The 12801-nt window shown below is 63.7% G+C and carries 14 protein-coding genes; 11 read left to right on the top strand and 3 right to left on the bottom strand.

The genetic code is table 11. From position 1 onward, the window contains the following. Window positions 1-5 precede the first annotated feature (5 nt). The gene (locus tag AC1RT2_RS17455) at window positions 6-329 is read right to left on the bottom strand and encodes an ArsR/SmtB family transcription factor (RefSeq protein ID WP_444797626.1); all 324 of its coding nucleotides are present in this window, start codon (window positions 327-329) and stop codon (window positions 6-8) included. A gap of 72 nt (window positions 330-401) precedes the next feature. Between AC1RT2_RS17455 and AC1RT2_RS17450 the strand changes: the two genes are divergently transcribed. Continuing rightward, complete coding sequence (locus AC1RT2_RS17450; RefSeq protein WP_493103844.1) at window positions 402-890, top strand: SRPBCC domain-containing protein; 489 nt, start codon at window positions 402-404, stop codon at window positions 888-890. Between the two features lie 65 nt (window positions 891-955). Next, window positions 956-1318: a hypothetical protein gene (locus tag AC1RT2_RS17445; protein ID WP_493103842.1), complete on the top strand. Its 363-nt coding sequence runs from the start codon at window positions 956-958 to the stop codon at window positions 1316-1318. 3 nt (window positions 1319-1321) lie between these two features. Here the strand turns inward: AC1RT2_RS17445 and AC1RT2_RS17440 are convergent, their stop codons facing one another. Continuing rightward, window positions 1322-2056: a L,D-transpeptidase gene (locus AC1RT2_RS17440; protein ID WP_493103840.1), complete on the bottom strand. Its 735-nt coding sequence runs from the start codon at window positions 2054-2056 to the stop codon at window positions 1322-1324. A 352-nt stretch (window positions 2057-2408) separates the two neighbouring features. Here AC1RT2_RS17440 and recO point away from each other — a divergent pair, with 352 nt between their 5' ends. The 7 genes from recO (at window position 2409) to vapC (ending at window position 8973) form a co-directional block, all read left to right on the top strand. After that, window positions 2409-3173: a DNA repair protein RecO gene (gene recO, locus AC1RT2_RS17435; RefSeq protein WP_069059319.1), complete on the top strand. Its 765-nt coding sequence runs from the start codon at window positions 2409-2411 to the stop codon at window positions 3171-3173. After that, a complete protein-coding gene (locus AC1RT2_RS17430) occupies window positions 3170-3679 on the top strand; it encodes a PaaI family thioesterase (RefSeq protein WP_493103838.1) in 510 nt (169 codons plus the stop codon). Before recO ends, AC1RT2_RS17430 begins: the two co-directional genes overlap by 4 nt. A 96-nt stretch (window positions 3680-3775) precedes the next feature. After that, window positions 3776-6664, top strand: a complete 2889-nt coding sequence (locus AC1RT2_RS17425; protein WP_493103836.1) for a DUF2339 domain-containing protein — start codon at window positions 3776-3778, stop codon at window positions 6662-6664. A gap of 17 nt (window positions 6665-6681) precedes the next feature. Then, the gene (locus AC1RT2_RS17420; protein WP_493103834.1) at window positions 6682-7335 is read left to right on the top strand and encodes an HD domain-containing protein; all 654 of its coding nucleotides are present in this window, start codon (window positions 6682-6684) and stop codon (window positions 7333-7335) included. 79 nt (window positions 7336-7414) lie between these two features. Beyond that, the gene (locus AC1RT2_RS17415; protein WP_493103832.1) at window positions 7415-8260 is read left to right on the top strand and encodes an MOSC domain-containing protein; all 846 of its coding nucleotides are present in this window, start codon (window positions 7415-7417) and stop codon (window positions 8258-8260) included. 81 nt (window positions 8261-8341) lie between these two features. Continuing rightward, window positions 8342-8575: a type II toxin-antitoxin system VapB family antitoxin gene (gene vapB / locus AC1RT2_RS17410; RefSeq protein WP_493103829.1), complete on the top strand. Its 234-nt coding sequence runs from the start codon at window positions 8342-8344 to the stop codon at window positions 8573-8575. After that, window positions 8575-8973, top strand: a complete 399-nt coding sequence (vapC, locus tag AC1RT2_RS17405) for a type II toxin-antitoxin system tRNA(fMet)-specific endonuclease VapC (protein ID WP_069059313.1) — start codon at window positions 8575-8577, stop codon at window positions 8971-8973. Before vapB ends, vapC begins: the two co-directional genes overlap by 1 nt. A 35-nt stretch (window positions 8974-9008) precedes the next feature. Here the strand turns inward: vapC and AC1RT2_RS17400 are convergent, their stop codons facing one another. Further along, window positions 9009-10001 (bottom strand): magnesium transporter CorA family protein, encoded by a 993-nt coding sequence (locus AC1RT2_RS17400; protein WP_069059312.1) that lies wholly within the window; start codon window positions 9999-10001, stop codon window positions 9009-9011. A 299-nt stretch (window positions 10002-10300) separates the two neighbouring features. On the opposite strand from AC1RT2_RS17400, the gene AC1RT2_RS17395 reads away from it, so the two are divergent. Both AC1RT2_RS17395 and nadA read left to right on the top strand, forming a co-directional pair. Continuing rightward, complete coding sequence (locus tag AC1RT2_RS17395; protein WP_493103826.1) at window positions 10301-11536, top strand: MFS transporter; 1236 nt, start codon at window positions 10301-10303, stop codon at window positions 11534-11536. 169 nt (window positions 11537-11705) lie between these two features. Further along, window positions 11706-12785 carry a quinolinate synthase NadA gene (gene nadA, locus AC1RT2_RS17390; RefSeq protein ID WP_493103823.1) on the top strand — a complete coding sequence of 360 codons (1080 nt, stop codon included), beginning with the start codon at window positions 11706-11708 and terminating at the stop codon, window positions 12783-12785. Window positions 12786-12801: the final 16 nt, after the last annotated feature.

Below are 12801 nucleotides of genomic sequence, written 5' to 3'. Positions count from 1 at the left end.
GCGCCTCAGCCCTCCAGTTCGCCCTTCAGCGCCGACAGCACATTCATCGCATGGCCGGCATATTGACTGATCCAGCGGTCGTGGATCGCCTGGATCGGCATGGCGTTGAGGTGGTTCCAGCGCTCGCGGCCCTCGCGGCGCGGAATGACCAATTCGGCGTCTTCCAGCACCTTCAGGTGCAGCATGACCGTGCAGCGGTCCATCTCCGGAAACTTTTCGCACAGTGCGCCCGTCGTCAGCGGCGCGTGCTTGATCGCGTCCAGCATTTGCCGCCGCTTCCCGTTGGCGAGCGCCTTGAAGATGGCGTCTTCTTTCGATTCGCTTGACATGTTATGTTTTTATAACATATTTTGTCCGGGTACAAGACGGAGGAGGGCGCAATCGCCCCGAAGGAGGACGGCATGACGCTGGAATTTCGTGTGAATGGGCGGATCGGCAAACCGGTCGCCGAGGTTTTCGACGCGGTGGTCAATCCGCAAAAGCTGAGCGGCTACTTCACCACGATCGGCGGCGCGAGCGGTCCGCTCGTCGAAGGCACCACGGTCACCTGGTGGAACATGGCGCCGGTCATCGTCGATAAGGTCGAGGAAAACGCGCTCATCGCCTTTCGATGGGATGCCATGATCGAGGAGGGCGAGGAGCCCTACAAGACGCGTGTCGAGATGCGCTTCAAGGAGCTCGATGACGGCGGCACGATGGTGACCATCGCCGAAGCGGGCTGGCGCGACAACGAACGCGGCCAGAAATCGTCGTACATGAACTGCGAGGGCTGGTCGCAGATGCTCGCCTGCATGAAGGCCTATGTCGAATACGGCATCAACCTGCGCGACGGCTATTACCCGAGCGAGCTCAAGGGTGTTGTCGCCGCAGAGCAGCAGGATTTCACCTAGGGCAATTCCAGCGAACGTGTGTAGCGGTTTCGCGTCCGGAATGGCGCAAGAACAAGGAGAGCATCATGACAACGGAAATCAAAGGCGGCATCAACATCGCCATGAAGGTGCCGTCACATCAGTACGAGGCGACGATCGCCTTCTATCGCGACGTCGTCGGCCTGAAACCGTTCGCCGAAAAGGCACCGGCCACGGGTTTCGAACTGGGGCCGAACCGGCTGTGGATCGACGAAGCGCCGAACTACAGCCAGGCGGAAGTCTGGCTCGAACTGTTCACGCCGGATCACGCGGTGGCGCTTGGCCACCTCGACCAAAACGGCGCCGTGCGTTGCGACGCCGTCGAAGATCTCGGCGAGGGCTTTCGCGGCGGCTGGATCATGAACCCGGCCAATATCGTGCACATGGTACGCGAGCCAGACGCCTGGTAAGCCTTAAATTGCTGCCGGCGGCACCAGGCCGTCGGCGGCGGCCATCGGCACGGGCTCATGGGCCGGCGTCTGGTGCTGGAGCACCACGACGCGGCTGCCGGTCGGCACGCGACCGTAGAGGTCGATGATATCCTGATTGAACAGCCGGATGCAGCCGCTCGATACCGCCTTGCCGATCGACCACGGCTCGGATGTGCCGTGGATGCGGAAGAGCGTGTCCTTGCCGTCCTTGTGCAGGTAGAGCGCGCGCGGCCCGAGCGGGTTGGTGAGACCCGGCTCCACGCCGCCCGCAAATTTCAGGTTCCGCTCGGGCTCGCGCTCGATCATGTTCTGCGTCGGCGTCCAGCGCGGCCATTCCGCCTTGCGGCCGATGCGCGCGCCACCCTCGAATTCCAGCCCCGATTTGCCGACGCCGATGCCGTAGCGCATCGCCATGCCGCCATCCTGCACGAGATAGAGGAAACGGTCCTGCGTATCGATGACGATCGTGCCGACCGGTTCCACCGTCTGGTAGGCCACCAGCTGGCGGAAATATTGCGGGTCCACCCGGCTGATGTCCATTGCCGGCAGCGGGAAGCGCTCCTCCGGATGCGGCCCGTACATCGCGACATGCATCGGATCCGGCCCCTTCTTCTTCACCGGTTTTGCGGTGGTGACGCAGCTTGCAAGCGTGGCGGCAAGCGCAAGGAGAGCGAGGGAACGGAGAGCCGCGCAAGCGCGGATGCGGGACACACACATGAGTTGGGCACCTGTCATTTCGATTTCAGTTTCGGCCTTGGCGGCCTTTGGGCGGTTCTTCGAAGGCAAAGCGGGCATCGGCAGGGCGAGAAGAAAGCGAAACTATGGCAAGGGCTTAGGTGTGGCGATCGGGCCACGCGTCGTTCCGCCGCATGAAGCGCCTGTTAGTTCGTACTCCCCACATCCGCCTGCCGGCACCTTCTCTTCGAGAGAAGAAGGGGAAAATGGAAGGTCGCACCCCTCCCTTCTCCCCTCGGGGAGAAAACGGCCCGAAGGGGCGGTTGAGGGTGTGTGCTCGGACAAGAGGGGGCTCCCGCTTGCGGCCAACCAGCCGAGGGCGTAAGGCTTGGCCATGCAGTGGAGTGATGAAGCCATCGTTCTGGGCGTGCGGCGCCATGGTGAGACGTCGGTGATCGTCGAGGTGATGACGCGTGACCGCGGCCGGCATCTCGGCATGGTGCGCGGCGGGCGCTCGCGGACCATGCAGCCGGTGCTCCAGCCGGGCAATTCCGTGGATGTCACCTGGCGGGCGCGGCTCGACGAACATCTCGGCGAATTCCGCATCGAACCGCTGGAACTGCGCGCCGGCCGGCTGATGGAAACGGCAACCGCCGTCTACGGCGTGCAGGCCATGGCGGCGCTTCTGCGCTTCCTGCCCGAGCGTGATCCGCATCCCCATCTCTACAATACGCTGGCCGTCATCCTCGATCATCTGCACGAGCCGGCCGATGCCGGCGAACTCTTCGTGCGCTTCGAGCTTGCCGTGCTGAACGACCTCGGCTTCGGCCTAGGCCTGCTCGAATGCGCCGCCACCGGCACGCGGGAAAACCTCTGTTACGTCTCGCCGAAATCCGGCCGTGCCGTCTCGCGCGAGGCCGGTGCGCCCTGGGCCGACAAGATGCTGGCACTGCCCGCCTTCCTCGGCGATGAAAGCCGGCACGCCGCCGATGCCGCAGCCCTTGCGGATGGCTTCCGGCTCACCGCCTTCTTCCTCAACCGGCATGTCTGCGAACCACGCGGGCTGGAGCTTGCCAGCGCCCGCGACGGCTTCGTGCAGGCGGCGCTGAAGGCGCTGAACATGCCAGGACACGATCAACCGAAAGAGGCGAGCGCATGACGGTCGAAATCTATCCCGGCCTGACGGTCGGCGGCATCGGCACGCTGCCGTTTGACGTGGTGAAGCGGGACGGTGGGCTCAAGGTGTTGCGGGCGATGCTTGCCGGCGATCTGCCGGCGCCGCCGATGGCCAGGACACTCGCCTTCAGCATGACCGAGGTGGAGGATGGCCGCGTGGTCTTCGCCGGCATGCCATCGGTCGATCACCTTAACCCGCTCGGCACGGTGCATGGCGGTTGGACGGCGACGGTGATGGATTCGGCGCTTGGCTGCGCAGTCTTTTCCGTCATCAAGCCGGGCGAGGCCTACACGACCATCGAATTCAAGCTGAACCTCGTGCGCCCCGTGCTGCCCGGCATGGGCGAGGTATTCTGCGAAGGAAAGATCATCCATCGCGGCCGTACCATCGCGACCTCCGAAGCGTGGCTGCGTGACGGCAATGGCAAACTGCTCGCACACGGCACGGAAACCTGCGCCATCTTCCCCATCGAGAATCTCACACGCTGACAAGCGAAGAGAATGCCGGCCTGAAACGTAACCCCATTTGGCGTTTGGAAAAAACCGGGTAGTCTCGCCGCCGGATACTGCCGTGCTGGAGTCGCAATGCTGGAAATCCTCTCCCTGGTCGCCATCGGCCTGGCCCTCTACACCCTCAATGCATCGCGCAACAGCGCGCAGAAGATCGGCGAAGAGGTGATGCGCCTGAAGCGCGAGGTCGAGGCGTTGAAGGCGGGTGGCGTTGTGGTGCCGGCCGAAGCAGCCGCAGCCGCGGTGACGGCGTCAATCGAGGCCGTGCCTGACGAGACGTCGGGGGCAGTGCGGGAAGGGGTGTCTGAAGAGGCGCCACAAACCGAGTTCAAAGGGCCTTGGGTCGGCGCGCAGGGCGAAGCCGAAAAGGGCCGATCTATCTTCGGCAGTAGCACGTCCGCGACGCCGACGGATGCCGTTGTGGCAAACGAAACGTCCGAAGACGTCGTTGTTCCTGCTCCCGCCGCTGTCGCAGCTAAGCCGAAGGAAAGCTTCGAAAGCCGCATCGGCGCGCGCTGGGCTGTCTGGGTGGGCGGCATCGCGCTGGCGCTCGGCGGTATCTTCATGGTCAAGTATTCCATCGAAGCCGGCCTGCTCAGCCCGGCTGTGCGGCTGTCGCTTGCGGCGATCTTCGGCCTCGTGCTGATGGCGATCGGCGAGTTCGTGCGCCGCCGCACCCAGCCGCTCATCGCAAATGCCTTCCAGAACGCCATGATCCCCGGCGTGCTGACGGCGGCCGGCGCCATCACGCTCTTTGCCGTCACCTACGTCTCCTACGAATTCTATGGCTATGTCGGCCCGGTGGCGGCGTTCGTCCTTCTGGCCGCCGTTTCTTTCGCGACCATCGGCCTGTCGCTGCTGCACGGGCAGGCGCTTGCCGGCCTCGGCCTGCTCGCCTCCATGCTGACGCCCGCGCTGGTCTCCACCGAAGAGCCCAGCGCCTGGAGCCTGTTCGGTTTCCTGAGCGTCGCCTGGCTTGCCACCTTTGCCGCCTCCCGCATCCGCCATTGGCAGGTCGTGCCGGCGCTCGCCAATGGCGGCATGGCGCTCTGGGCCGTGCTCTACCTGTCCGCGGCGGACAAGGTCGAGGTCCTGCCGGTGCTGGTCGCGCTGCTGGTGCTGGCCGTTGGCCATGGCCTGCTCTGGCCGGGCAACATCGCGGAGGAAGACATGCCGGTGCCGGCCGGTACTGCCTCTGCCGGTCCGCTGGACCGCCTGTTTACCCCACCCGCCCTCGCCGTGTCGCTGACCGGTGCGCTTGCCCTGGTCTTCCCGGCACTGCTGCTGGCAAGTGCCGTGCCGGCACTTCCGCGCGCGGATTACGGTTTCGCCATCCTCGTGATGGCGCTGGCTGTGCTCGGCGTCCTGCGCTTCTGGGCGATCTATCCGGCGCTCCTTTCCGCGGTCGGCGCCGTCGCCGGCGTGGTGGCGATGGCAAACCTGCCGGGCGGCGTGCTGATCGACGGTTTCGGCAGTCTCGCGCTGCCGGCGCTGGACGGCGTCATTCCCGCGCCGCCGATGGCGGAGGGCACCCTGCCTGTACCGGTCCTCGGTCCGGTGCCGGTCAACCTGCTGCTGGTTCTCGCGGTCGCCTATGCCGCCGTCGCTCTTGCGGGAGTGCGCCTGCGCATGGCGGGCTCAAGCCCTTTCGCGGCGCTCTGGAGCCTGCTGGCCCCCGCCGTGCCCTTCGCGATCCTCGCCATCAGCTTCCTCAATTTCGGCAATCTCTCCTTCGACCTGAAGCATGGCCTGCTGGCCACTTTGCTTGGCCTCGTCTTCTTCGCCGCAGCGGAGGTCTTTTCGCGCGAACGAGGGGAGGAGGATGGTCTCTTCATTCCGCAATGGGCGCTGGCCGCCGGCGGCTTCGCCTTCCTCGTCCTGGCGCTGCATGCGCTGACGGATGGCCTCGCCACGACACTCGGCCTCATGGTGCTCGGCACGGCCGCCGTCTTCGCAACGCGTGTGCGTGCCTGGCCGGTCCTGCCGTGGCTCATGGCGGGCGCTGCCGCCGTCGTCGCCGGTCGTATCGCTTGGGAACCAACCATCGTCGGTGCGGCGAACCTGTCGAAGACGCCGGTCTTCAACCAGCTTCTCGCCGGCTACGGCATTCCTGCAGTGCTTCTCACAATCTCTGCCTTCGAGCTTCGTCGCTGGCCGGGCGAGCGCATCCGCAACCTCATCCAGGCACTCGCCAGCCTCTTCGTGCTGCTGACCGCGGCGATCCTCGTGCGCCATGGCATGAATGGTGGCGTGCTCGATAGTTCCGTGCCAACGCTCGGCGAACAGGCGACCTACACGCTGCTGGTCATCGGCGCCTCGGCGATCATGATGTCGCTCGATCTGAAGTCGCCAAGCCCCGTTTTCCGCTACGGCTCGATGGTGGTCGGCGGGCTGTCGGTCCTGTCGGTGCTGAGCGCCCATTTCATCGGCCTCAATCCGTATTTCACCGGCGAACTGCTCGGCAAATGGCCGGTCCTCGATCTGCTGCTGATCGGCTACCTGCTGCCCGGCGTGGCCTATGGCGGCCTTGCCTGGTATGCGCGCAACCGCCGTCCGCTGCCCTATGTCATCATGCTGGCGCTGACCGGCGTTGCGCTCGTCTTCGCCTGGGTTACGCTCTGCGTCCGCCGCTACTGGCACGGCGAGGGTATTGCCGACTGGAAGGGGTTTCTCCAGCCGGAGACCTACACCTATTCCGTCGTCTGGCTGCTGCTCGGCGTGCTGCTTTTGGTGGTCGGGTCCAAGGTCGATTCCAAGAGCATCCGCCTGGCCTCCGCAGGCCTCGTGCTGATCGCCGTGGTCAAGGTCTTCCTCATCGACATGGCGAACCTCGAAGGCATCCTGCGGGCCCTGTCGTTCATCGGCCTCGGCGCGGTGCTGATCGGCATCGGCCTGTTCTATCAAAAGATCCTCTCCGGAAAGTCCGGGACGGACGAAAAGGCGGAATTGAACGCAGAGACGTGACGGGTTAGGTGTGGCTTATGTCCTTCACCTGCCTCGCCGCCGCCTTCCAGCCTCTCGGGGGCCTTGCCGAACGCCTTCTGCCGCAGGCCTTTGCCGCCGATGACGGTTCGCACGATGCCGCCCATCTCATCCGCGTGTGGAAGAGCGCCCGCCGAATCCAGGCCGAGGAGGGGGGCGACCTGCGTCTGCTCGCCGCTTCCGTGCTGCTGCATGACTGCGTGGCGGTCGAAAAGAATTCGCCTCACCGGGCCGACGCCTCGCGCCTCGCCGCCGAAAAGGCTTCCGGCCTGCTGGCCGCCGAAGACTGGAGCGACGCGGACGTGGCAGCCGTCGCCCACGCCATCCTCACGCACAGTTTTTCCGCCAACATTGCACCGGAAACCCTGGAGGCGAAGATCGTGCAGGATGCCGACCGACTCGATGCCATCGGCATGGTGGGTGCTGCACGCTGCTTCTACATTGCCGGACGCATGGGCAGCGGTCTGTACGACCCCATGGACCCGCTGGCCGAAAACCGCCCGCTCGACGACAAGGCCTTCGCCATCGACCATTTCGAAGTGAAGCTGTTCAAGCTGGCGGATGGTTTCCAGACGGCGACGGGCGCGCGCATGGCCGGGGAGCGCACGCAGCGCCTGCGGGTGATCCGCGACATGCTGCTGGATGAAATCTGAAGAAAAACATGCTTTTGTTCCGCCGGATTGAATCGGTTCGGCAGCGCGTTGAATCGAAATTTCAGGAAAGGTCGCTGCAATGAAGGTCGAAGGCCTCAACATCCATCCGCTGAAGAGCGGCCGCGCCATCCCGGTCGAAAGCGCGAGCGTCCGCCTCGACGGTCTTGCCGGCGACCGGCGCTACATGATCGTCGAGCCCGACGGCCGCTTCATCACCCAGCGCGAACTCCAGGCGCTTGCCCGCGTCGAGGCGACGGCGGTGGGGGAAAGCCTGCACCTCGAAATGGAGGGCCGCCAGCTCTTTGCCAGCTTCGAGCCGGACGACCGCCTCGACGTGACCATCTGGGACAGCCCGGTGAGTGCTGCCGTCGCCGACGAAGCCGTCAACGAGACGCTCTCGGAGTGGTTCGTTCGTCCCGTCAAACTCGTGCACATGGATGCGGTGGCGAGGCGCGCCGAAGGCGAGGACTGGGCCGGCGAGCCGGCGCCGGTCGGTTTTGCCGATGGTTTTCCCGTCCTCGTCACGACGACCGGGTCGCTCGCCGATCTCAACAGGACGCTCGCCGCCAAGGCTCAGGAGCCCGTCGGCATGGACCGCTTCCGCACCAACATCCTCGTCACCTGCGATGAGCCCTGGGCGGAAGATCTGTGGGAGGCGATCGAGATCAACGGCATCGTCTTCGACTTCGTCAAACCCTGCGCCCGCTGCATCATGACCACGCAGGACCAGCTGACCGGCGAACGCATCGGCGGCAACCCCATCCAGGGCCTCGCCGAAAAGCGCATGTCCGCCGACCGCCGTGTGCCCGGCGTGCTCTTTGGCTGGAACGCCGTGCCGCGCGGTGAAGGCGAAATCCGGCTGGGTGATGCGGTGCGCGTGACGAAGACGCGCACAGAGCGCTGGCCGATGAAAATCAGGGCTTAACTTCCAGAGGACGTCTGTTCTTGCGTTTTTCGCCTCCGGCTCCTATGTATATCCCAATGGGATATCACAGGGAGAGGGCGCATGGCCAATTCGACCGTTTTCACCAGCAATCGCAGCCAGGCCGTGCGTCTTCCCAAGGCCGTCGCCTTTCCGGAAGATGTGCATCTGGTTGACGTCTTCAAGATCGGCCGCAGCCGCGTCATCGTTCCGCAGGGCCAGAGGTGGGACGACCTCTTCCTGAATGGGCCGCGCGTCAGCGACGATTTCATGAGCGAACGGGAGCAGCCGGCAGCGGAAGAGCGCGAAGCCTTCTGATGCTGACCTATATGCTCGACACCAACATCTGCATCTACGTGATGAAGACCTACCCGCCGGCGGTGCGCGAAAAATTCAACGCGCTCGCCGAGCAGCTCTGCATATCGAGCATTACGCTTGGAGAACTGCACTACGGCGCAGAGAAGTCCGCCCGCCGCGCTGAAAACCTTGTGGCGATCGAGCACTTCGTGGCGCGGCTGGAGATCCTGCCGTTTGCCGACAAGGCTGCGGCACATTACGGCCAGGTTCGTGCCGAACTGGAACGAGCCGGCACGCCCTGCGGTCCCCACGACATGCAGATCGGTGGCCACGCCCGCAGCGAGGGGTTGATCGTCGTCACCAACAATCTGCGGGAGTTTGTCCGTATGCCGGGTGTCAGGGTCGAAAACTGGCTGTAATCGACCCTGACACGCAGGACATGCTCTTTAAGGCGCTAAACCCAGCCGCGCCGTTTGAAATACAAGAACGGGATCAGCGCGGAGATGATCATCAGGCCGACCGCGTAGGGATAGCCGAAGTGCCATTGCAGCTCGGGCATCAGCTCGAAGTTCATGCCATAGGCGGACGCGACCAGCGTCGGCGGCAGGAAGATCACCGAGGCGACAGTGAAGATCTTGATGATCTGGTTCTGCTCGAGATTGATCAGGCCGAGCGTCGCGTCGAGCAGGAAGTTGATCTTGCCTGACAGGAACGCGGCGTGGTCGCCGAGCGAGACGGCATCACGCTGCACGAGCTTGACGACCTGCCGGATTTCCTTGGAAGGCCGGCGTGTCGGGGTTTCCAGCGCAGCATGATAGGCGACGAGGCGCGAGATGCTGACGAGGCTTTCGCGCACGCCGCTCAAAAAATCACCCTTGCGGCCGAGCTGTTCGATCAGCGCTTCCAGGTCCCGCGTCTTCTTGCGCGACGGGCCCTTCTTGCTGCGGAATACTTCGCGCGAAATGCCGTCGATCTCGTTGCCGAGCCGTTCCAGCACGTCCGCCATGCGGTCGATGACAGCCTCGATGACGCCGAGCATGACATCCTCGCCGGTCTCGTAGCTGTGGCCATTGCCGCGCAGTGCCCGGTTGCAGAAGGTGACGAAGGGCTTTGCCTCGGCATGGCGCACCGTCACCAGCGTCGGACCGCGAAGGATGAAGGTCACCGGCATCTTGGTCGGCTCGTCACCGTCGAGATTGGTCAGTGCCGTCATCGTCATGAAGGCCGCGCCATCCTCCTGGTAGAGGCGGGCGGACAGTTCGATGTCCTCCATTTCTTCCCGCGTCGGCATGGAGATGCGCAGGGCCGCCTCGACGTCCTTCACTTCTTCATTTGTCGGGCTGAGCAGGTCATACCAGAGGGCAGGGGCGATCGCCTGCTCGATGGCGGGGTTGGAGATTTCGCGCAGGCAAAAGCGGTCAGCCTTGCGGGCATAGATTTGCAGCATGTTTCGCTCCTCTGAGGGCATTCTCGCCATCCGGAGCAAGGCCGTAGCCTCCTACCGGATAGGTCGCTCGATCGCTCTCGATAGTCGACTGTCGGGGTCCATTGATCTTATCCGGGTTTAATTGGCGTCCTATGACACCGGCGGTGCACATGCGCCCAAAATGCTGTCTCGTCAAGCACATCGCGCCATCGGCGGAATCAGATTGTTTCATCAATCCGGCTGATTGCTTAGTCAATTAAATTCGCTTTTGTTAATTGATGGCTGGACATAGATTCCGGGTCCATATTTCGGAGAAGCCTATGTCCGCCCCATCCATCGCTGCGGCCCCCGCCGCAAGCCGGCCGATGCCCTGGCCCATCATCATTGCCGGCTCGTTGATCGCCGTGCTGACCTTCGGCCCACGCTCGGCCATGGGCTTCTTCCAGCTGCCGATGTTGCAGGATACCGGCTGGGACCGCACGACGTTCGGCCTCGCCATGGCGTTCCAGAACCTTGCTTGGGGCGTCAGCCAGCCGTTCTTCGGCGCCATCGCCGACAAGTTCGGTACCTGGCGCGTGCTGCTGGTCTCCGGCCTCGTCTATGCGCTCGGCCTGTTCCTGATGTCGCTCGGCACCTCGCCCCTCTGGCTACATATCGGCGGCGGCGTTTTGGTGGGGCTCGGCGTCGGTTCCGGTTCCTTCGGCATCCTGCTGTCCGCCTTCGCACGCAACGTCACGCCCGAGCAGCGCTCCATGGCCTTCGGCATCTGCACGGCGGCGGGCTCCGCCGGCATGTTCCTGTTCGCGCCGCTGTCGCAGGGCCTCATCAGCGCCTATGGCTGGTCGGACAGCCTCGTCTATCTCGGCATCCTGATGCTTCTCGTGCCGCTGATCGCCATTCCGCTGCGCGGCAATTCCTCCTCCGGCATTACGTCTGCCACGGAATACAAGCAGACGATCGGCGAGGCGCTGAAGGAAGCGCTCGGCCATCGCAGCTACCTGCTGCTCGTCGCCGGCTTCTTCGTCTGCGGCTACCAGGTCGCCTTCATCACCGCGCATTTCCCGGCCTATCTCGGTGATCTCGGCATCGATGCGCGTTATGCGGTGATTGCGCTGGCGCTGATCGGCTTCTTCAACATCATCGGCTCGCTTGCCGCCGGCGTCATCGGCCAGCGCTATTCGAAGCCGTATTTCCTGGCCTATATCTACATCGCCCGCTCGGTGGCGGTGTCGGCCTTCATCCTGCTGCCGAAGTCGCCGGCCTCCGTCATCATCTTCGCCATCGTCATGGGCCTGCTCTGGCTCTCCACCGTGCCGCCGACCAATGCGCTCGTCGCCATCATGTTCGGCACCAAGCATCTCGGCCTGCTCGGCGGCATCGTTTTCCTGTCGCACCAGGTCGGCTCGTTCCTCGGCGTCTGGATGGGTGGTTATCTCTACGACCATTTCGGCACCTATGATCCGGTGTGGTGGCTCGGCGTGGCGCTCGGCATCTTTGCCGCGATCGTGCATTGGCCGATCCAGGAAAAGAGCGTCCTGCGCCCGGCAATGGCCTGAAAAAAATGATGCCGCCGCCCGAAAGGAATTCGGGCGGCGCTTCTTGCAAACCGTCATAAAAGTTTCTAAATCTGAACCACCGGCCCATGCCGGTTTTGTTTTACAGCTATTATGCTCAGATTGAGCAAAATGGCGAGGCCGCGGGAAGGCGGCGGAAAGGGAGGGTTTCATGACCACTCTGGCCCAGAATGCGGCAGGAGCCGAAGTCGTTCGTCCGCTGACTGCTGCGGAACGCTTCGGTGTGCTCGAAAAGCCGGATCTCACCTTCACGCCGGAAATCGCCCGCGAGACAGAGCACCTGTACGAGAAGGTGAAGCAGTTCATCCCCGCCTTCGAATGGCCGATCTATGCGCCCTATGTCGCCGCCATCAACCGGCTGAAGCGCGAGCGCGGAGCCGTCATCCTGGCGCACAATTACCAGACGCCGGAAATCTTCCATTGCGTCGCCGATATCGTCGGGGATTCGCTGCAGCTTGCCCGCGACGCCGGCAAGGTCGATGCCGAGATTATCATCCAGTGCGGCGTGCACTTCATGGCCGAGACCTCGAAGCTCCTGAATCCGGAAAAGACCGTGCTCATCCCGGATTCGCGCGCCGGCTGCTCGCTGTCGGAATCGATTACCGGTGAGGACGTGCGCCTGCTGAAACAGCGTTATCCCGGCGTGCCGGTGGTGACCTATGTCAACACGTCGGCAGACGTGAAGGCGGAGACGGACATCTGCTGCACCTCGTCCAACGTGCTCGCCGTCATCGAGAGCCTGGAGAGCGACACCGTACTCTGCATTCCCGATGAATATCTGGCGATGAATGTCGCCAAGCAGACCAACAAGAAGATCCTGACCTGGAAGGGCCATTGCGAGGTGCATGAGCGCTTCACGGCGGCCGAACTGCTGTCCTACAAGGAAGCCCATCCCGGCATCGAGATCATCGGCCATCCGGAATGCCACCCGGACGTCATCGCCGTCTGCGATTTCGCCGGCTCCACTTCGGGCATGATCAACTACGTGAAGGACAACCGCCCGTCGCGCGTGCTGCTGGTCACGGAATGCTCCATGGCCTCCAACATCCAGGCGGAACTGCCGGGCGTCGATTTCATCAAGCCGTGCAATCTCTGTCCGCACATGAAGCGCATCACGCTGCCGAAGATCCTCGACAGTCTGGTGAACATGACGGAAGAGGTTCTGGTCGACCCGGCAATCGCCGATCGCGCCCGCCTCGCCGTCGAGCGGATGGTGAACCTGAAGCAGTAGGCCGCCCTCGATCTGG

It is taken from the genome of Shinella sp. GW821-FHT11G07 (assembly GCF_058808115.1).
Note: the sequence above shows the minus strand (reverse complement) of the source record. Positions and strands in the feature narration are given on the sequence as shown.